The 20829-nt window shown below is 60.5% G+C and carries 16 protein-coding genes and 3 tRNA genes; 1 reads left to right on the plus strand and 18 read right to left on the minus strand.

Annotated features, from left to right (window positions below):
- Positions 1 to 86: 86 nt before the first annotated feature.
- A tRNA-Val gene (locus tag PMI36_RS02375) sits at positions 87 to 163 on the minus strand.
- A 183-nt stretch (positions 164 to 346) separates the two neighbouring features.
- Between PMI36_RS02375 and PMI36_RS02370 the strand changes: the two genes are divergently transcribed.
- On the plus strand, positions 347 to 1630 hold the full coding sequence (locus tag PMI36_RS02370) for an NAD(P)/FAD-dependent oxidoreductase (RefSeq protein WP_008075891.1): 1284 nt from the start codon (positions 347 to 349) through the stop codon (positions 1628 to 1630).
- A 130-nt stretch (positions 1631 to 1760) separates the two neighbouring features.
- Here the strand turns inward: PMI36_RS02370 and PMI36_RS02365 are convergent, their stop codons facing one another.
- The 17 genes from PMI36_RS02365 to asd all read right to left on the minus strand — a co-directional run bounded on the left by PMI36_RS02365 (position 1761) and on the right by asd (position 20779).
- The gene (locus PMI36_RS02365; RefSeq protein WP_008075894.1) at positions 1761 to 4184 is read right to left on the minus strand and encodes a TonB-dependent receptor; all 2424 of its coding nucleotides are present in this window, start codon (positions 4182 to 4184) and stop codon (positions 1761 to 1763) included.
- Positions 4185 to 4251: 67 nt separating this feature from the next.
- The gene (locus tag PMI36_RS02360; protein WP_008075895.1) at positions 4252 to 5196 is read right to left on the minus strand and encodes a FecR domain-containing protein; all 945 of its coding nucleotides are present in this window, start codon (positions 5194 to 5196) and stop codon (positions 4252 to 4254) included.
- Positions 5193 to 5702: a sigma-70 family RNA polymerase sigma factor gene (locus PMI36_RS02355; RefSeq protein ID WP_008075897.1), complete on the minus strand. Its 510-nt coding sequence runs from the start codon at positions 5700 to 5702 to the stop codon at positions 5193 to 5195. Before PMI36_RS02355 ends, PMI36_RS02360 begins: the two co-directional genes overlap by 4 nt.
- 259 nt (positions 5703 to 5961) lie before the next feature.
- A tRNA-Asp gene (locus PMI36_RS02350) sits at positions 5962 to 6038 on the minus strand.
- A 55-nt stretch (positions 6039 to 6093) separates the two neighbouring features.
- Positions 6094 to 6169, minus strand: a tRNA-Val gene (locus PMI36_RS02345).
- 247 nt (positions 6170 to 6416) lie between these two features.
- The gene (locus PMI36_RS02340; protein WP_008075899.1) at positions 6417 to 7193 is read right to left on the minus strand and encodes an SDR family oxidoreductase; all 777 of its coding nucleotides are present in this window, start codon (positions 7191 to 7193) and stop codon (positions 6417 to 6419) included.
- Positions 7190 to 8401 (minus strand): O-succinylhomoserine sulfhydrylase, encoded by a 1212-nt coding sequence (locus tag PMI36_RS02335; protein ID WP_008075901.1) that lies wholly within the window; start codon positions 8399 to 8401, stop codon positions 7190 to 7192. Before PMI36_RS02335 ends, PMI36_RS02340 begins: the two co-directional genes overlap by 4 nt.
- Positions 8402 to 8479: 78 nt before the next feature.
- Positions 8480 to 9985, minus strand: coding sequence for an amidophosphoribosyltransferase (gene purF / locus PMI36_RS02330; RefSeq protein ID WP_007905939.1), 1506 nt, complete (start codon positions 9983 to 9985; stop codon positions 8480 to 8482).
- Between the two features lie 41 nt (positions 9986 to 10026).
- Positions 10027 to 10587 (minus strand): CvpA family protein, encoded by a 561-nt coding sequence (locus tag PMI36_RS02325; RefSeq protein WP_008075903.1) that lies wholly within the window; start codon positions 10585 to 10587, stop codon positions 10027 to 10029.
- Positions 10588 to 10685: 98 nt separating this feature from the next.
- Complete coding sequence (locus PMI36_RS02320) at positions 10686 to 11357, minus strand: SPOR domain-containing protein (protein ID WP_008075905.1); 672 nt, start codon at positions 11355 to 11357, stop codon at positions 10686 to 10688.
- Positions 11341 to 12648, minus strand: a complete 1308-nt coding sequence (gene folC, locus PMI36_RS02315; RefSeq protein ID WP_008075908.1) for a bifunctional tetrahydrofolate synthase/dihydrofolate synthase — start codon at positions 12646 to 12648, stop codon at positions 11341 to 11343. The genes PMI36_RS02320 and folC overlap by 17 nt, the downstream gene beginning before the upstream one ends.
- Positions 12645 to 13565, minus strand: a complete 921-nt coding sequence (gene accD, locus PMI36_RS02310; RefSeq protein WP_008075914.1) for an acetyl-CoA carboxylase, carboxyltransferase subunit beta — start codon at positions 13563 to 13565, stop codon at positions 12645 to 12647. Before accD ends, folC begins: the two co-directional genes overlap by 4 nt.
- Positions 13566 to 13748: 183 nt before the next feature.
- A complete protein-coding gene (locus PMI36_RS02305; protein ID WP_008075916.1) occupies positions 13749 to 14369 on the minus strand; it encodes a phosphoribosylanthranilate isomerase in 621 nt (206 codons plus the stop codon).
- 63 nt (positions 14370 to 14432) lie between these two features.
- Positions 14433 to 15257, minus strand: a complete 825-nt coding sequence (gene truA, locus PMI36_RS02300; protein ID WP_032830732.1) for a tRNA pseudouridine(38-40) synthase TruA — start codon at positions 15255 to 15257, stop codon at positions 14433 to 14435.
- A 282-nt stretch (positions 15258 to 15539) separates the two neighbouring features.
- The gene (locus PMI36_RS02295) at positions 15540 to 18185 is read right to left on the minus strand and encodes a FimV/HubP family polar landmark protein (RefSeq protein WP_008075925.1); all 2646 of its coding nucleotides are present in this window, start codon (positions 18183 to 18185) and stop codon (positions 15540 to 15542) included.
- A 208-nt stretch (positions 18186 to 18393) separates the two neighbouring features.
- The gene (locus PMI36_RS02290; protein ID WP_008075927.1) at positions 18394 to 19404 is read right to left on the minus strand and encodes an aspartate-semialdehyde dehydrogenase; all 1011 of its coding nucleotides are present in this window, start codon (positions 19402 to 19404) and stop codon (positions 18394 to 18396) included.
- 262 nt (positions 19405 to 19666) lie between these two features.
- Positions 19667 to 20779: an aspartate-semialdehyde dehydrogenase gene (asd, locus tag PMI36_RS02285; RefSeq protein ID WP_008075929.1), complete on the minus strand. Its 1113-nt coding sequence runs from the start codon at positions 20777 to 20779 to the stop codon at positions 19667 to 19669.
- Positions 20780 to 20829 lie beyond the last annotated feature (50 nt).

A 20829-nucleotide genomic window follows, 5' to 3' on the forward strand; every position in this document is an offset into this window, starting at 1 on the left:
ATCGGCTCAAGTTAAATCACAGACAACAAAAAAGGGCCCACCTTTCGGTGAGCCCTTCTAGACCGCCCAGCAGAGCGGATTTTGTTTGGTAGGCGCGATTGGACTCGAACCAACGACCCCCACCATGTCAAGGTGGTGCTCTAACCAACTGAGCTACGTGCCTGCTGTGAGGCGGCATTCTACGGAATTCCGATGGGGTGTCAACACCTTTTTTTCACCTAACCCTATGAATATGCAAAATATTTAATTTTGCTGTGGCAAAGAAGATTTTCCGCTGGCTGGCGGTCGTTTTTTAACTCGGGTAGGATCGTTGCACTCGTAAAATATATTAAACAGAGGCTGCAGGATGGCGAACACTCCCTACCCAGAGTCCTATTACGCCGCATCGGCTAATGCAGCGCCGCCGCGCCCGGCCTTGCAGGATGATGTAGAGACTGATGTCTGTGTCATCGGCGCCGGTTATACCGGCCTGTCCTCTGCCCTGTTCCTGCTGGAGAACGGTTTTCGGGTAAAGGTCCTGGAAGCGGCCAAAGTGGGTTTTGGCGCATCGGGGCGCAACGGTGGCCAGATCGTTAACAGCTACAGCCGTGATATCGATGTGATCGAGCGCAGTGTCGGTCCCAAGCAAGCTCAGCTGCTGGGGCAAATGGCGTTCGAGGGTGGACGGATCATTCGTGAGCGGGTGGCCAAATACAACATCCAGTGCGACCTGAAGGACGGCGGCGTGTTCGCCGCCATTACCGCCAAGCAGATGGGCCATCTGGAATCCCAGAAGCGCCTGTGGGAGCGCTTCGGTCATACGCAACTTGAGCTATTGGATCAGCGACGCATCCGTGAAGTGGTGGCTTGCGATCAATACGTCGGCGGCATGCTCGATATGAGCGGCGGGCATATTCATCCGCTCAATCTTGTCTTGGGCGAGGCAGCAGCCGTGGAGTCGCTGGGCGGCACCATTTACGAGCAGTCGCCAGCGGTGCGCATCGAGCGCGGCACCAATCCGGTGGTGTATACGCCTCAGGGCAAGGTCAGGGCCAAATTCATCATCGTCGCCGGCAACGCTTACATCGGCAATCTGGTGCCGGAGCTGGCGGCGAAGTCGATGCCCTGCGGGACTCAAGTGATCGCCACCGAACCCTTGGGCGATGAATTGGCCAAGCGCCTGTTGCCTCAGGACTACTGCGTCGAAGACTGTAACTACCTGCTTGATTACTACCGTCTGAGCGCTGACAAACGCCTGATTTTCGGCGGCGGCGTGGTCTACGGTGCGCGCGACCCGGCGAACATCGAGGCGATCATTCGACCAAAGATGCTCAAGGCCTTCCCGCAGCTCAAGGACGTGAAAATCGATTACGCCTGGACCGGCAATTTCCTGCTGACCCTGTCGCGCCTTCCCCAGGTCGGACGGCTGGGCGACAACATCTACTATTCCCAGGGTTGCAGCGGCCACGGCGTGACGTATACGCACCTGGCGGGCAAGGTACTGGCCGAAGCATTGCGCGGTCAGGCCGAGCGCTTCGACGCCTTTGCCGACCTGCCCCACTACCCGTTTCCCGGCGGACAATTGCTGCGTACACCATTCGCTGCATTGGGCGCCTGGTATTACGGATTGCGGGACAAGTTCGGATACTGACCGATAGAGGTTAAACGGGGCCGCTGAATGCGGCCAGGACACGTAGGAGCCAGGCTTGCCGGCGAAGGCGTCATCAAGTGCACCTTCGCCACCAAGCCTGGCGCCTACGAAAAGCGGCCCTGTCGCTGACTCAGAAGTCGACCGTCGCCGAAAGGAGGTAGGTGCGCGGGGTCGACAACGTCAAGCCAGGCTCGCTGTCATCCGAGGCCCCGGCCGAACTCCAGTAGCGTTTGTCCGCCACGTTCTCGACATTGGCACGCAGGGTGATGTTCTTTTCGTCGACCTTGAACGCATAGCGTGCACCCACGTCGAAACGCTCCCAGGCGTCGATTTCCTTGTTGTTGGACTGGTCCAGATACTGCGAGCTGGAATAGAGGCCGCGACTGGTCAGGGTCAGGCCCTGTACGGTCGGCACGTCCCACTCGGCGCCCAGGTTGACGTTGTATTTCGGCGTGGCCGGTGCCCGGTTGCCGTCGTAGGTGCCGTTGGTGGTGTTGCTCAACTCGCTGTCGATGTACATGACACCGCCGAGCAGGCGGAAACCTTTAAGCGGTTCACCGAACACACTCAGCTCCACGCCCGTATTCTCGCGCTTGCCGTTCGGGCCGAAAACCCGCGTCGTGGCGTTGGTCTCATAGGCCGGCTGCTTGATCCGGAACACTGCGGCGGTCACGGCGAACGCACCCGCGTCATACTTGGCGCCGACCTCGACCTGGCGACTGATGAACGGCGGGAATATCTCATCCTCGTTCACAGAGGTCGACGGCGCGATCTTGCCCTGGCTCAGGCCCTCCATGTAGTTGGCATACAGCGACAGCTTATCGGTTGCCTTGAACAGGATGCCGCCCGATGGCGATACCTTTTCTTCATCGTAGGCCGTGGCGCCTTTGACATCATCCGTCCAGTCGTCAACCTTTACGCGCTGCCAGCGGGCGCCGAGAGTCAGCAGCAGCCGGTCATCGAAGAAACCCAGAGTGTCGGACAACGCCACGCCGCTGAAGCGGTTCTCGGTGTAGACCTTCGAATCGAGCCGAGTGGGTCTGACAGGTGTTGGTGTTTCCACGGGGTCGTAGAGGTTGCTGCGGGCCGCGGCATAACGGGCGCCGCCATTTTCGAAGTCCATGTAGAAATAGCTGGCGGCCAGATTGACTTCATGGCTCACCGGGCCGGTATGAAACCAGTTGCGCCCCCCTGCCGTGGCCGTCCGGACATTTTCGTCACGGGTGAAGTCACGCGGCTGAACGCTGAAATCGCCGGCATCATTGGTGACCGCAACGGCATGCCGGAGGAAGTCATGATTGCTTTTACGCGCGCCCACGCCCCCGTACAGCATGACGGAATCGCTGACATCAAATTCGCCGTTCACCGCCCCGAACGTGTCGTTGGTACTCGCCTTGCTCCAGGGCTGCGCATAGTTGTCGCGCACATCGTTCGCATTCGGCACCTTGGCATTGGCGCCGACCTGCACGCGCTCCTGCGGGGCGTCGGTATCACGCTCGGTGCGCCCGATGTCCGTAGAGAGTCGCAGGCGCTCACCGCGAAAATCCAGGCCCAGCACGGCCATCTCGCGATCGACACTCTGGTGATCCCATTCGGTGTCGCCGGACTGCTTCACGCCGTTGAAACGAATACCGAATTTGTTGTCCTCACCAAAGCGCCGACCAACATCCACGGCACCGCCGACCTGATTGTCGGAAGCGTAGCTACCGGTGAACGAAGTGATGGGCTTGTCGGTCGCGCGCTTGGGCACCACGTTGATCCCGCCACCCACACTGCCCCGCGGCGAGATGCCGTTGATGAGCTGGCTCGGGCCTTTGATGATGTCAACGCGGTCAGCCATCTCCATGTCGATCGTATAGGTCGGCAGGACGCCGTAGAGACCGTTGTAGGCGACATCACTGTTGAACAGGCTGAACCCGCGAATGGTGAACTGCTCATAACGCCCACCCGCCGGGTTGGTGGCGCGAACCGAAGGATCACTGGCGATCAGGTCGCCCAAGGTCCGAGCCTGCAGGTTTTTGACCGCCTCACCGGTGTAGGTGGTCATGCTGAACGGCGTTTCCATGAAATCTTTCGAGCCCAGCAAGCCTTGCGACCCGCGACGCGCGACCTGGCCGCCGGCATACACCTCGCCGTCCGCCCCGCCCGTGGCACCGAGAATCGAGGTGGGGGCCAGTTGCAGGCTGCTGCCTTCTGGCGCCGGGGTCAGGATGTAGGCCTGTTCGCCCACCGGCTGCAGCTGCAGACCAGAACCCTGCAATAGCCGGGCAAAGCCCTCCTCGACCGCGAATTCGCCGGAAAGACCTGGGCTGGTGCGACCACCCACCAGTGCCGGGTCTACCGAGAGATTGACGCCAGACAGACCGGCGAAGCGGGTCAGCGCATCGCTCAGGCTGCCGGCAGGCACCTGATAATTGCGCCGGGCACTGTCTTCGGCCCAACTGGCTGTGATGAATAATGGACTGACACTCAGGCCCAGCAACAGGCTCAGGTGCAACAACGGACGCAGGCGGGAAGAAGCCGGACGCGGACAGCAAGGTATTACTGCGGGCATTGATAGAGTTCTCTTGATTCGTTCACATGCCTTGAATGACAAGCGAGCCGAAAAAAGGGGACAGGCTTCACACACTATTTTTGCGCGGCAGCAACGTCACCCAATAACGGGTACGTGAATGCACCTCCAGCGGCAGACTGGCCGCAAGCAACGCGAGGACGCGATCGGTGTCGTCCAGACGGAAACTGCCGGTGACACGCAACGCTTCAAGCTCCGGCTCCCAACGCAGCACACCCGGTCGATAAGTGCCGAGTTCGCGCAGGAAATCCCCCAGCGGCTGGTTTTTCGCCATCAGCACGCCCTCGCGCCAACCCGGCGCAAGCACATCGAATGGGCTGATCGGCCCGACACCGGTTGCTTGAAGGCTGACTTGTTGACCAGTGCGCAAAGCCAACACCGGCCCCTGCAATGGCTGCAATTGCACGGCGCCGCTGTACACCGACACGCGGCAACCACGCGCTTGCTGACGAACACAGATTTCGCTTTGGCTGACGATGATCTGTCCAAACTTCGTTTGGATCGTCAGCGGTGACGCGCTTGGCACCTTCAGCGACAGTTCGCCCTCAATCAGCTTCAAGCGACGGCTCTGCAAATCCACATCGACGGCACTGGCCGTGTTGAGTTGCAAGGAACTGCCATCAGCGAGTTGCACCTGTTTGCGCTCTCCGGTGGCCGTATGCAGATCGGCTCGCCAGACATCCAGGGGCAATTGCCGGCTGATCAGCCAAGCCGCTGGCACCAACGCCACCGCACCCAATGCACGCTTGAGCACTACGCGCCGACCCGGCTCGGGGCGATCCAGACTTTTGAGCGCCAACGCTGAAGGCAGACTGGCAAACCGCTGACGCAAGGCTTGAGCTTTCTGCCAAGCCTGCTCGTGACTGACGCAACTGTCGCGCCAACGCTGCAGATTCGCTCGATCCTGCTCACTGGCACTTCCAGATTCCAGCAAGGCGAGCCACTGCGCGGCAGCTCGCACCGCCTGACGGGCATCGGGCACCGGACTGTTCACAGTTCCACCAACAGGCAATGCTCATAGGCTTGCGCCATGTAGCGCTTGATCGTGCGCTCCGATACCTGCAGGCGCTCGGCGATTTGCTGATAGTTCAAGCCTTCCAGCTGGCTCCAGAGAAACGTCCTACGTACTGCCGCCGGCAATCCATCGAGCAATTCATCCAGGGCTTGCAGGGTTTCGAGCAACAACCAGCGCTGCTCGGGCGACGGCACACAGTCTTCCGGCAACGCCGCCAGTGCCGTCAGATAAGCCTGCTCGAGGCTTCGACGTTTATAGAAATTACTCAGCAGGCGTTTGCCCACGGTAAGCAGATAGGCACGGGGCTCTTGCAGATCGGCAATTCGTTGAGAGCTGGCGAGCAAACGCAGGAACGTATCCTGGCTCAGGTCCGCCGCATCACAGCCATTGCCCATGCGTCTTCTCAACCAGCCTTCCAGCCAGCCACGGTGATCGCGGTACAGGTCGTGGAAGGTTTGCTCCTTCGGCATCGCTGCATCACTCATCTCAAGAAGCCCTGTGCCAAGGAGTTACCGTAAATGAGAGTGATTCTAATTAATGTCGGAGCTGTGAACCAAGTCCTTTATGCAATTGGGGCGCAGAAAGGTTGGGCGGGAAGGACATGAGTGAGGAAAAGCCAAATCGCAGACACAAAAAACCCCGGTCTTTCGACCAGGGTTTTTGCTATCGACTCGAAACAGACACTGGCTTTACCAGCGACTTGCTTCGTAGCTCCAAGGCGTTCAGTGGGCCTTGAGGCAGATATGGCGCAGCGGACGGGACTCGAACCCGCGACCCCCGGCGTGACAGGCCGGTATTCTAACCGACTGAACTACCGCTGCGCGTCGGTGGAGGCTTTTAAAAGCTTCCATCTTGCTTTCGCAAGACTCTCGGAAGTGGTGGGTGATGACGGGATCGAACCGCCGACATTCTGCTTGTAAGGCAGACGCTCTCCCAGCTGAGCTAATCACCCGTTTGCATCTCCGAGGCCGCGAAATTTACGCAGGTACCGAAGCTAAGTCAATACCCTGCTTGAAGTTTTTCTGAAAAAGACAAAATTGTGTCTTAGACAGTCAGACCGCTTTCGCGAGCAAGCCCGCTCCCACACTGGATCTGCGGTGGACCACAGGTTTGTGATCGACATAAATTCAGTGTGGGAGCGGGCTTGCTCGCGAAGACGACGGCACATTCAACATCAATGCAGACCACATCTATCGGTGTTACTCGCTGTAAATCATCTTCTTGGTCATGCCACCATCGACCACGAACTCCTGGCCCGTGACGAACCCGGCGTTCCTGGACAGCAACCACGCCACCATCGCCGCCACGTCCTCGACCGTCCCTACCCTGCCCGCAGGATGCTGCGCATGATCGGCGTCGGTCAGCGGTTCGGCACGCCGTGCCGCAGGGTCTCGCGCGTCGATCCAGCCTGGGCTGACCGCATTGACGCGAATCTCCGGCCCCAAGCTGATGGCCAAGGCGTGAGTCAGGGCCAACAGGCCGCCCTTGCTCGCCGCATAAGCCTCTGTGTCAGGTTCTGACTGCCCGGCACGGGTCGAGGCCAGATTGACGATCGCGCCGCTGTGAGCACGCAGGTACGGCGCACAATGCTTGGCCAACAGCATCGGCCCGCTGAGGTTCACCGCCAGCACCCGGTTCCAGTAGGCCAGATCGAGGCTTTCCAGGGTGATGTTGTGCGGGTCGGCCACCGCGGCATTGCACACCAGCGCATCCAGACGCCCGAATTGCCCGAGCACCTCGGCCACACCCAGTGCTACCTGCGCTTCGTTCGCGACGTCCATGGCGATGAACCAGGCGTTTTCGCCAAGCACCTTCGCCACTTTCGAACCGCGCTCACGATCCAGATCGGTCAGCACCACCTGCCAGCCTTCGCTGATCAGCCAGGCCGCAATCCCCAGACCGATGCCGCGCGCAGCACCGGTGACCAGCGCGACGCGGCCATGGGTGCCCGTGGCCGACGTCGACAACTCGATCACAAGGCAGCCAACCCGCGCGCCAGATCGGCCTGCAGGTCTGCCACGTCTTCCAGACCGACCGCAATGCGGATCAGACTGTCACGGATCCCCGCCGCTTCACGCTCTTGCGGCGCGAGACGGCCGTGAGAGGTGGTGCTCGGGTGAGTGATAGTGGTTTTGCTGTCGCCCAGGTTGGCGGTGATGGAGATCAGGCGCGTCGCATCGATAAAGCGCCAGGCGCCCTCTTTGCCACCCTTGACCTCGAAACTCACGACCGCACCGAAACCCTTCTGCTGACGCTGGGCCAGCTCATGCTGCGGATGGCTCTTGAGGCCCGCGTAATGGACCTTCTCGATACCGTCCTGCTGCTCCAGCCACTCGGCCAGTTGCTGGGCATTGGCGCAGTGCGCCTTCATGCGCAGACTCAGCGTTTCCAGCCCCTTGAGGAAGATCCAGGCGTTGAACGGGCTCAGGGTCGGCCCGGCAGTACGCAGGAAACCGACGACTTCTTTCATCTGCTCGCTACGACCGGCCACAACGCCGCCCATGCAACGGCCCTGGCCGTCGATGAACTTGGTCGCCGAGTGCACAACGATGTCCGCACCCAGCTTCAGCGGCTGTTGCAACGCAGGCGTGCAGAAGCAGTTGTCGACTACCAGCATCGTGCCCTTGGCGTGAGCAATTTCCGACAGCGCCTTGATATCCACCAGTTCGGCCAACGGATTGGACGGCGACTCGACGAACAGCAATTTGGTATTGGACTTGATTGCCGCATCCCAGCCGGACAAGTCCGCCAAGGGCACGTAATCGACTTCGATGCCAAAGCGCTTGAAGTATTTTTCGAACAGGCTGATGGTCGAGCCGAATACGCTGCGCGAGACCAGAACATGGTCGCCGGCACTGCACAGGCTCATCACCACCGCCATGATCGCGGCCATGCCAGTGGCAGTAGCCACGGCTTGCTCGGCGCTTTCCAGCGCGGCAATGCGCTCTTCGAACGCGCGCACGGTCGGATTGGTGTAGCGCGAGTAAACGTTACCCGGCACTTCGCCAGCAAAGCGCGCAGCCGCGTCGGCGGCGGTACGGAATACGTAGCTGGAAGTGAAGAACATCGGATCACTGTGTTCGCCTTCCGGCGTGCGGTGCTGACCGGCGCGTACGGCCAGGGTATCGAACGCTACGCCTTCGAGGTCGCTGTCCAGCCGACCGGCATCCCAATCCTGACTCATGCTGTCACTCCTTGCCCTGCTCTTGATTTAGAGAGTCTTTAGTAGATACAAAACCGGCCCCTAGGGGCCGGTAGTTACTCAGTTGTTGTACAGATCGATGATCGCACTGACTGCCTGGGTCTTGACCTTGGAGGCATCGTTGCGCGCCTGCTCGATCTTGTTCAGGTAAGCCTCGTCGACGTCGCCGGTGACGTACTGGCCATCGAACACCGCGCAATCGAACTTCTCGATCTTGATCTTGCCGCCACCGACCGCTTCGATCAAGTCAGGCAGGTCCTGATAGATCAACCAGTCAGCGCCGATCAGGTCGGCCACGTCCTGGGTCGAACGGTTGTGGGCGATCAGCTCGTGAGCGCTAGGCATGTCGATGCCGTAGACGTTCGGGTAACGCACGGCCGGTGCCGCGGAGCAGAAATAGACGTTTTTGGCGCCGGCTTCGCGGGCCATCTGGATGATCTGCTTGCAGGTGGTGCCGCGAACGATGGAGTCGTCCACCAGCATCACGTTCTTGCCGCGGAATTCCAGTTCGATGGCGTTGAGTTTCTGGCGTACGGATTTTTTCCGTGCAGCCTGCCCCGGCATGATGAAGGTCCGGCCGATGTAGCGGTTCTTCACGAAACCTTCGCGGAACTTGACGCCCAAGTGGTTCGCCAGCTCCAGGGCCGCGGTGCGGCTGGTATCCGGAATCGGGATAACCACGTCGATGTCGTGGTCCGGACGCTCGCGCAGGATCTTCTCGGCAAGCTTCTCGCCCATGCGCAGGCGGGCCTTGTAGACCGAGACGCCGTCGATGATCGAGTCCGGACGCGCCAGGTAGACGTGCTCGAAAATGCACGGAGTCAGCGACGGGTTGGTCGCGCACTGACGGGTGTGCAGCTTGCCGTCTTCAGTGATGTAGACCGCTTCGCCCGGTGCCAGGTCGCGAATCAGGGTGAAACCGAGTACGTCCAGCGAAACGCTTTCGGAGGCGATCATGTACTCGACGCCTTCGTCGGTGTGACGCTGACCGAAAACGATCGGGCGGATGCCGTGTGGATCGCGGAAACCGACGATGCCGTAACCGGTCACCATCGCCACGACCGCGTAACCACCGACGCAACGGTTGTGCACGTCGGTGACGGCAGCGAACACGTCTTCTTCGGTCGGCTGCAACTTGCCGCGCTGGGCCAGTTCGTGTGCGAACACGTTGAGCAGCACTTCCGAATCGGAATTGGTGTTGACGTGGCGCAGGTCAGATTCGTAAATCTCCTTGGCCAGTTGCTCAACGTTGGTCAGGTTACCGTTATGCGCCAGGGTAATGCCGTAAGGCGAGTTGACGTAAAACGGTTGGGCCTCGGCCGAAGTCGAGCTGCCCGCGGTCGGGTAACGCACATGGCCAATGCCCATGTGGCCGACCAGGCGCTGCATGTGACGTTGATGGAACACGTCACGCACCAGCCCATTGTCCTTGCGCAGGAATAACCGGCCATCATGGCTGGTCACGATACCGGCAGCGTCCTGGCCGCGGTGCTGGAGGACGGTTAGCGCGTCATACAGCGCCTGATTGACGTTCGACTTACCGACGATACCGACGATGCCACACATGCGACGCAACCCCTACTTAATGGATCTGAACTGAACACAACTCACTGAGGCGTTTTGGCCGTCGGCAAGAGGTGCTCCTTGAACGGTATATCAGCGGGTACGCTGATTCCGCTGGCAAGCCACTGACTGCTCCACCCAAGAATCAGGTTTTTGGACCAGTCTGCGACCAATAGAAATTTTGGCACGAGCTGTGATTGTTGCCACCACCCGTCCTGCTGTACCGGCCCCAGGCTCAACAGCCCGACCGCCACGACCACCAGCAACACGCCACGCGCGGCGCCGAAGGCCATGCCGAGGAATCGATCGGTCCCGGATAGCCCGGTGACGCGAACCAACTCGCCGATAAGATAATTGATCATTGCGCCTACGATTAAAGTGGCGACAAACATGATGGCACAGCCCGTGATCACACGAGCCGATGGCGTTTCGATGTATCCGCCGAGGTACTCGGACAATGAACCACCGAACATCCAGGCAACGGCTCCTGCGATGATCCAGGTCAGCAGCGAGAGTGCTTCTTTGACGAAGCCGCGGCTAAGACTGATCAAAGCGGAGATGGCGACGATTGCAACGATCGCCCAGTCAACCCAGGTAAATGGCACAGTGCAGCCTACAGACAGATAAGGCGGCGCATTTTAGCAGAGCCCATGGCTGTCGGTAAGCTGAGATTATCAGTGCTTTTCAAATCAGGGCGATAGTTTTAACCGCGCTCAGGCTGAAAACGCACCACAAAACCCTTGAGGTTCTGCTGGCGGCTCAACAAGTCACGCAGACGATCGGCTTCCGCGCGCTCGATCAGCGGCCCGACGAACACCCGATTCTTGCCATCGGCGGAGCGGATATAGGCGTTATAGCCTTGGCTGCGCAGGGTTTTCTGCAGGCTTTCAGCGCTCTCGCGGCTCGACAGACTGGCCAGTTGAACCGACCAACTGACTGACAGGCCATTGGCATCGACGCGGCTTGGGGTGGTAGCCGGCTTGGTCGGTGCAGCAGCGATTGGCTGGGCAGGTGCCGGTACAGGCTTGGCGACTGGCGCCGGAGGTGGCGTGACCGGTTTGGCAGCCGGTGGCGCCGGGGCCACGGGAGCACTTGGCGCACTTGGCGCAATCGGTGTCGACGGCGCTTGCTGCGCGGCAATTTCGTCATCGCTTGGCACAGGCTCCTGCGGCAACGCCTGCGGTTCAGGCACCACCACCGGTTCGACCTGCACTTGCGGCACAGCCGGCGCTTGCGGTGCAGCCGGTGCGTCAACCCTCACCTGGCGCTGTTCGTCCTGACGGGAAAACAGCATTGGCAGGAAAATCACCGCCAGCGCCACCAGCACCAGGGCACCGACCATGCGCTGCTTGTACGCCTTATCCAGCAAAGCCATTTGCCGCTTCCTCCGTGGAGTGCCGGGCCAGCCATTCAAGGGCCTCGGCGACACAATAAAATGATCCGAACAACAGAATTTCGTCGTCGCTCGTCGCCTGCGCGCACTGCCCTTCCAGGGCTGCGGCCACGCTGTCATAAGACGTTACCGAGGCGCCAAGGTTCTGCAACGCCGCGTGCAACTGCTCAACGGGTCGCGCCCGCGGCGAATCCAGCGGGGCGACAGCCCAATGCTGGACACTAGCATTCAATTCACCGACAACACCATCCAGATCCTTGTCCGCCAACAACCCGAACACCGCCAGACGCTTGCCGGCCGGTGGTCGACTGGCCAGACGACGGGCCAGGTATTCTGCCGCATGGGGGTTGTGCCCCACGTCCAGCAACACATTAAGACGCTTGCCCTGCCAGTCGAACTGACGGCGATCGAGACGACCGACCACGCGTGTCGCTGTCAGGGCTTCGATAATCTGTGCATCCACCCAAGGCAAACCGAGCAACAGGTAAGCCTGCAACGCCAGGGCGGCGTTCTCCATCGGCAGATCGAGCAATGGCAGGTCATGCAACTCGACTGCACGCCCTTGAGCATCAAGGCCGCGCCATTGCCAGTTATGATCGGTGATACCCAGGTCGAAATCGCGCCCACACAGGAAAAACGGGCAATTGAGCTCGCGCGCTTTATCCAGCAAAGGCTGAGGGGGATTCAGATCGCCACAGAGCGCAGGCGCGCCCTGGCGGAAAATGCCGGCTTTTTCGTAAGCCACTGACTCTCGGGTATCACCCAGATAGTCCGCATGATCGACACCGATACTGGTGACCAGCGCCATGTCTGCGTCGACTACGTTGACCGTATCCAGACGCCCGCCCAGCCCCACTTCCAGCACCACCGCATCAAGCTCTGCCTGTTGAAACAGCCAGAACGCCGCCAGGGTGCCCATCTCGAAGTACGTCAGGGAAGTGTCGCCACGACCGGCCTCGACCGCAGCGAAGGCTTCGCACAGCTGGGCGTCAGTGGCTTCGACGCCATTGACCTGCACCCGCTCGTTGTAACGCAGCAGGTGCGGAGAATTGTAGACACCCACGTTCAGGCCCTGCGCCCGCAGCAACGAAGCCACGAACGCGCAGGTAGAACCCTTGCCGTTGGTGCCAGTAACCGTGATCACCCGAGGCGCCGGCTTGCCCAGTCCCATGCGGGACGCTACCTGCTGCGAACGCTCCAGCCCCATGTCGATGGCCGAAGGATGCAACTGTTCAAGGTAGGCGAGCCACTCGCCAAGGGTGCGTTGGGTCATATGTTGGCAGGCACCGGCGGAACCACGATCGGCTCGATCGGCGCGGCGACGAATTTTGGCGTCGGCAGGCCCATCATTTGTGCCAGCAGGTTGCCCAGACGCGGACGCAGCTCCTGACGGTGAATGATCATGTCGATCGCGCCGTGTTCCAGCAGGAACTCACTGCGCTGGAAGCCTTCCGGCAGTTTTTCGCGAACGGTTTGTTCGATAACGCGCGGGCCGGCGAAACCGATCAGGGCTTTCGGCTCACCGACAATTACGTCGCCGAGCATCGCCAGACTGGCGGAAACACCGCCGTAGACCGGATCGGTCAGTACCGAGATGAACGGAATGCCTTCTTCACGCAGACGCGCCAGCACCGCGGAGGTCTTGGCCATTTGCATCAGGGAAATCAGCGCTTCCTGCATCCGCGCACCGCCGGAAGCGGAGAAGCAGATCATCGGACAACGGTTTTCCAGGGCGTAGTTGGCGGCGCGCACGAAGCGCTCACCGACGATGGCGCCCATCGAGCCACCCATGAAGGAGAATTCGAAGGCCGATACCACGACCGGCATGCCCAGCAAGGTGCCGCTCATGGAGATCAGTGCGTCTTTTTCGCCGGTCTGCTTTTGTGCAGCGGTGAGGCGATCCTTGTACTTCTTGCCGTCGCGGAATTTCAGACGGTCAACCGGCTCCAGGTCCGCGCCCAGTTCGGCACGGCCGTCAGCGTCGAGGAAGATGTCGATGCGCGCGCGAGCGCCGATACGCATGTGGTGGTTGCACTTGGGGCAAACATCCAGGGTCTTTTCCAGCTCCGGACGATACAGCACCGCCTCGCAAGACGGGCATTTGTGCCACAGACCTTCAGGCACCGAGCTCTTCTTGACCTCGGAACGCATGATCGAAGGGATCAGTTTGTCTACTAACCAGTTGCTCATGCTTTCTTTCTCCAGTACCGGCGGCTCGAACGCTCTGGTTCGCAGCCCCGCGTATGCCCTTGAGCTAAATTCATATGTGTGGCGATGATCGATGGCGTGCCGGGTCAGCGAGATGCGACCTGCGTACACCCCCAAATATCCTCAGCCATGCCTGTGGACGGCGGCAGTGTGCCAGCCGTCACATCAAGCCCCAACAACCGCTTTGATGAATGCCTGAATCTTTGCGTGATCCTTGATGCCCTTGCTCGCCTCTACTCCACCGCTGACGTCCACCGCGTATGGCCGAACCCGGGCAATCGCCTCGGCGACGTTGTCTGGTGTCAAGCCGCCCGCCAGGATGATCGGCTTGCTCAGGCCTTGCGGTATCAGTGACCAGTCGAACGCTTCACCGGTTCCCCCGGGAACGCCTTCGACGTACGTGTCGAGCAGGATCCCGCTGGCACTGGCATAGGCATCGCAAGCCGCTGCGATGTCATCACCGGCCTTGACCCGCAACGCCTTGATATACGGCCGGTGCCAGCCCTCGCAGTCGGCCGCGGTTTCGTCGCCATGGAACTGCAACAGATCCAGCGGTACGGCATCGAGGATTTCCCCCAACTCGCAGCGACTGGCATTGACGAACAAGCCCACGGTGGTCACGAACGGCGGCAAGGCCTTGATGATCGCCCTCGCCTGCTGGACAGTTACGGCCCGTGGGCTTTTGGCGTAGAACACAAAACCGATGGCATCGGCCCCGGCCTCGACCGCCGCCAACGCATCTTCTATGCGGGTAATCCCACAAATTTTGCTGCGAATGGCTGACATGTCGATAGAACCTCAGGACAAATCCGGGAAAGTCCCGGATGGTAACAAAAGCGTTCGAGGGCGTCAGCCGTCAAGTTCCGAGAAACCGGTGAGGAAGTGTGGGCCGATGTAACGCTCGGGGAGTTCGAACTCGTCGCGGTACTCGACCTGTACCAGGTACAGGCCAAACGGATGGGCCGTCACCCCGCCGGAACGACGGATACGACTTTCCAGGACTTCTTTCATCCACTCCACGGGACGCTCGCCGGCACCGATGGTCATCAGCACACCGGCGATGTTGCGCACCATGTGGTGCAGGAACGCACTGGCGCGAATATCCAGCACGATCATTTTGCCGTGGCGCGTCACACGTAAATGATGCAGCTCCTTGATCGGCGACTTGGCCTGACACTGACCGGCGCGGAATGCACTGAAGTCGTGGGTGCCGACCAGATACTGAGCGGCTTCGGACATGCGCTCGACGTCCAGCGGGCGGTGGTTCCAGGTAATTTCATCATTCAGGTGCGCCGGACGGATCTGATCGTTGTAGATCACGTAGCGATAGCGCCTGGCGATCGCCTTGAACCGCGCATGGAAATGCGCCGGCATGACCTTCGCCCAACTGACGCTGACGTCGTGGGGCAAGTTGATATTGGCGCCCATCACCCAGGCCTTCATCGAACGCTCGACCTGGGTATCGAAATGCACTACCTGACCGCAGGCATGCACACCGGCGTCAGTGCGCCCGGCGCAGAGCAGCGACACCGGCGAGTCGGCGACTTTGGACAAGGCCTTTTCAAGGGTTTCCTGCACCGTGAGCACACCGGAGGCCTGGCGCTGCCAGCCGCGATAGCGCGAACCTTTGTATTCAACGCCCAACGCGATCCGGAAAAAGCCGTCGGCCGCCATTTCGGCGGCCGGATTATCTATATTTGCCAAGGGGTGACAGCCTGCTGATCTGCGCAAAGGCATGCATTATAAGGCTGTCGGGCGGGGACGCCAGAGGGATCTCCATGGACTGTTCCGGCCTCATCGCGGGCAAGCCCGCTCCCACAGGTTTTGCGGGCGCCAAAGATCCTTGTGGGAGCGGGCTTGCCCGCGATAGCAATCTCGTAGACGCCATCGCATCCGCGCCAAAACACAAACGGCAGCCTCGATGGGCTGCCGTTTTGTTTATGCCTTACCGATGACTCACGCCAGACGCGACAGCATTTCCCTGGCTTCGCTCTTCTGACCCGCATCACCCTCGGTCACCACCTCATTGAGGATGTCCCGAGCGCCGTCGCTGTCGCCCATGTCGATGTAGGCCTGGGCCAGGTCGAGTTTGGTGGCGACTTCGTCGGTGCCGGAGAGGAAATCGAAGTCCGGCTCATCAGCCGCGGAGGCCAAAGCGTCTTCGGCGGTGAAGCTAGGCTCACCTAAACTCTGGGACAGACGATCCAGCTCAGCGTTGACGTCGTTGAGTTCACTTTCGAAGGCATCAGGCTGGTCCGGGGCAGCGGCGTCCATTTCATCGGCCAGCGACAGGTCGAAATCCGCAGGCAGCTCCAGGTCGTCGAGCGTCGGCTCAGTCACGGGCGCCGCTTCGGCGACAGGCAAATCCTTGAGATCTTCATCCAGACTCAGCAGGAAGTCATCTTCGGCCAGGGTTGCCGGCGAGGCGTCGCCGCCCAGATCCATGTCCAGGTCGAAGTCCGACAGATCGTCGAGGTTTTCCTTGATTTCAGTCTGTTGCTGCAACACCGACTCAAAGCTCAGATCGTCGTCCAGCGGGAATTCGTCCAGCTCAACCAGAGCTTCTGGTGCTGGTGTTGGCTCTGGTGCTGGCTCTGGTGCCGGCTCTGGCACCGCCGCAACGGCAGGCGAGATTGGAGTAGCCGCCTCCAGATCGTCCAGGCTCAGATCGAATGCGCTGTCGAAGTCGGACAATGACGGTTCCGGGGCTTGCGGCTCGTCCAGCAGCAGGTCCTTGACGTACTGCGCATCCAGCTCAGCGGCGATGGCGGCGGCAGCCAGACCGCTAGCCGCCACAACAGCCATGGCCGGGAAGCGGCTTTTCAATGCTTCAACCCGGGCGAAGTTATCGCCGTTGGCCACCAGTTGACGCTCCTGAGCGACGAACGCATCGCGATCGCCCTGCTGACCGTAGACTTCCATCAGCTTCAAGCGCAGGTCACTGCGTTGCGGCGCTTGTTTGATAGCGTCTTCCAGCAATGCGGCGGCCTGATTCAGACGACCGCCTGCAATGTGCGACTGTGCCTGAGCCAGTACGTCGTCGGAACGGTCGGAACGCTCGGCGGCAGGTGATACCAATGGCGCAGCGATCGGCGGCGTCACCACAACCGGAGCAATCACCGGGGCCGCCGCGGGTGCAGGCGTTGGCGCGGTCGCAAGCTTCACGCTTGGCGGCGGAACTTCCAGGCCTTCGAAGCTGCTTGGCGGCAGGTCCTGGTCGACGGAGAACTCTTGCTCCTCCTCCAGGGCACGGGCCATGCGCAGATGCTTCTCGGCTTCTTGCTGAGCTTTGCGGCGACGGGCCAGCAACAGCAGCAAGAGCAACAGCACCACCGCACCGCCACCCACCAGACCCAGCAGGATCGGATTGGTCAGCAGCTCGTTGAATTTCTGATTGTCAGATGTTGCAGGCGCTGGCTCGACGGCTTCTGGTGCAGCAGCCTGCGGCGCAGATGTTGTCGCAGACGCGTCCGCTGGCGTTGCCGCAGTGTTGGCCGCCAGCTCAGCCGACATTGCCGGAGCGCTCGAAGCGGATGCATCCGCGCCGCCTTCGGCCTGCAACTTGGCCAATTGGTTGTTCTTCAGTTCGATCAGGCGTTGCAGCTTGTCCAGCTGACTTTGCAGATCGCTCATGCGGCTTTTCAATTCGGCGTTGTCACGACGAGTCGCGTCGAGGCTTTCCTCGGTAACGGCCAGTTTATCGCTTAACGCTTTCGCATCGCCGGCGGCGCCTTTGCCGCCCTTGCCAGTGTCGGCAGACACCAGGCTCAGTTTGTCTGCGGCAGGCTGCGATGAAGCACCTTCACCGCGAGCGCGCTTGGTGGCATCGAGTTGCTGCTGACCGGTTCCCGGTTTCGCCACGTAGCGACGGCCCTGACGCCACGCGGTGTTCTGCGCGGCGACCTCAGCGATGGCCTTGGGCTGTGGCAGGTTGGTGCTCTGCACCTGATCAGGCAGACGCAGCACTTGACCGGTTTTCAGTCGATTGATGTTGCCGTCGATGAACGCATCCGGGTTCAGCGCCTGGATGGCCAGCATGGTCTGCTGGATCGAACCACCGTTACGCGCCTTCGCGGCGATCTCCCACAGGGTATCGCGCGGCGTGGTGGTGTATTGCGACGATTTGGTCGCGCCAGTGACTGGCGCAGTCACCGTTTGGGCTGGCGCTGGTTGTGCGGCGGCATCGGCGGTCTGCGGCGAGAATTTGGACGGATCGAGCAGCACGCTGTAGTCGCGTAGCAGACGACCGTTGGGCCACATCACCTGAACCAGGAATTTCACCATCGGTTCGGACAGCGGTTTGCTGGACGTAACGCGCAAGATGCTTTTGCCGCTGGCGTTAAGCACCGGGGTGAAGGTCAGGTCATTGAGAAATGCCTGACGATCGACACCGGCCTTGGCGAAATCTTCGGGCGAGGCCAGGCTCGACACCACTTCGGCAGCCGTGAGGTCCTTGACGTCGAGCAACTCGATTTCTGCGACCAGAGGCTGGTTCAGCGTCGATTTCAGGGTCAATTCCCCGAGCCCGAGGGCATGCGCCATACCGGAGGACAGCGCCGAGGCGGCCGCTATTGCTAACACCAGTTTGCGAACTTGAACCATAACCTCTTCCTTTGTTTGAACATTCCTCGGCCAGCGAGAAGGTGTTGATTGCCGCTGCCGTAAGGCATTGCGCGCGGCGGCGAAGGGTCGTCGCGCGCGATCATTTCATTCATGCAATGGGAAGCCCTGCGGGGTGGCTCACCTTAAGCATTCCGGCCAAGCATGACGCTTGACGGAAATCATTCGATAAATTGTTGCCAAGTATCTTTTACAGCAGGTCTTTTATCAACAATTCAGCCACCTGCACAGCATTGAGCGCGGCGCCTTTGCGTACGTTATCTGACGTCAGCCACACATTAAGTTCCGCCGGGTCGTCGATCCCGCTACGAACCCGACCAACGTAAACCACGTCCTGCCCTACTGCATCGCCTACCGGGGTCGGGTAATCACCCGCCTCGACCAGTTCGATACCGGGCGCCGCTTCCAGAGCTGCGTTGACTTTCGCCAGGTCGACAGCGCTCGACGACTGCAAGGTCACGCTAAAGCTATCGCCAAAAAACACCGGAGCTTGAATACAAGTGACGGAAATCTTTAATAACGGTAGCGCCATGACCTGACGCAGCTCGCGCACCAGGCGTTTTTCCAGCAACGTATGGCCCTGATCATCAGGTTTACCGACTTGCGCCAGCAGGTTGAAAGCCATCTGCCGATCGAAGAAAGCCGGCTCCAGCGGACGCACGTTGAGCAGCTCGGCGGTTTGCCGGGCCAGCTCGGCGACCGCTTCGCGGCCTTGGGCAGAGACCGCCAGACACGCCGTCAGGCTGATGCGTTGCAGGTCGAGCAAACCGAGCAACGGCGCCAGCACCACCGCCAGCGTCGCGGCCGAAGGACTTGGGCTGCTGACCTGGAAAGGTTTTTTCAGGCCGGCCAGAATTTCAGCGTTGGCCTCAGGCACCACTTGCGGCGCCTGATCGGCCGGCAAGGCGCCGGACAGGTCGATCAGCGAGCAACCGGCGGCCGTGGCACGCGGAGCGAAACTGAGGGTCACCGCCGGACCAGCGGCAAAGAACACCAACTGGACTTTGCTGAAATCGAACTCATCGACTTCCCGCACCCGCACGTTCTTGCCACGAAACGGCACCGAATGACCGGCCGATTCACTGCTCGCCAGCAGGTGCAGGTTGCCGACCGGGAAGTCCCGCTCTTCGAGAATCTGGACGAGTGTTTCGCCGACAGTACCGGTGGCGCCGATCACGGCAATATCAAAGGACTGGCTCATGGTTCTACCTCTGGCGAAACGGGGGGAGCGGCACTTTACCGGGTGGTTGGCAGTGAGGCAATTCGACAGGGGATTTGTGGTGGGTGTACCGGCCTCTTCGCGAGCAAGCCCGCTCCCACATTGACCGTGAACACTGGAGATCAAATGTGGGAGCGGACTTGCTCGCGAAGGCGGCCGATAAGACACCGGAAAACCCCAGACAAAACACCATAAAAAAACCCGCACCTCTTTCAAGGCGCGGGCTCTTCATTGCTTCAACAGATCAACGCTCAAGCAGAATCCGCAGCATGCGACGCAGCGGTTCGGCCGCGCCCCACAGCAGTTGGTCGCCGACGGTGAAGGCACCGACGAACTGCGAACCCATGTTCAGCTTGCGCAGACGGCCGACCGGTACATTCAGGGTGCCGGTGACCTTTGTAGGGCTCAGCTCCTGCATGCTGATTTCGCGGTTGTTCGGCACCAGCTTGACCCAAGGGTTGTGCTGGCTGATCAGCCCTTCGATGTCGGCGATCGGCACATCTTTGTTCAGCTTGATGGTCAGCGCCTGGCTGTGGCAACGCATGGCGCCGATGCGCACGCAGATGCCGTCCACCGGGATCGGGCTCTTGAAGCGACCGAGGATCTTGTTGGTCTCGGCCTGAGCCTTCCACTCTTCGCGGCTCTGGCCGTTTGGCAGTTCCTTGTCGATCCACGGGATCAGGCTGCCAGCCAGTGGTACGCCGAAGTTTTCGGTCGGGTAGGCGTCGCTGCGCATGGCTTCGGCAACACGACGGTCGATGTCGAGGATGGCACTGGCCGGGTCGGCCAGTTGATCGGCGACAGCGGCGTGGGTCACACCCATTTGCTTGATCAGTTCACGCATGTGCTGCGCGCCGCCACCGGAGGCTGCCTGATAGGTCATGGCGCTCATCCACTCGACCAGACCGGCTTCAAACAGGCCACCCAGGCCCATCAGCATCAGGCTGACGGTGCAGTTGCCGCCGATGTAGTTCTTGGTGCCCGCGTCGAGCTGCTGGTCGATGACCTTGCGGTTCACCGGGTCCAGCACGATCACCGCGTCATCCTGCATGCGCAGGCTGGAAGCGGCGTCGATCCAGTAACCCTGCCAGCCGGCTTCGCGCAGCTTCGGGAAAACTTCGCTGGTGTAGTCACCACCCTGGCAGGTCAGAATCACGTCGAGGGTTTTCAGCTCTTCAATGCTGTAAGCGTCCTTGAGCGGAGCAATGTCCTTGCCCACGGACGGGCCTTGGCCACCGACATTGGAAGTGGTGAAAAACACCGGCTCAATAAGATCGAAATCCTGCTCTTCCAGCATCCGCTGCATGAGCACGGAACCGACCATACCGCGCCAACCGATCAGACCTACACGTTTCATCGCAACTACACCTTCTTAAAAGTGGGCCGCTGCTTTCATGGTTGAAAATT

The sequence above is a fragment of the Pseudomonas sp. GM79 genome (genome assembly GCF_000282495.1).
Taxonomy (GTDB): domain Bacteria; phylum Pseudomonadota; class Gammaproteobacteria; order Pseudomonadales; family Pseudomonadaceae; genus Aquipseudomonas.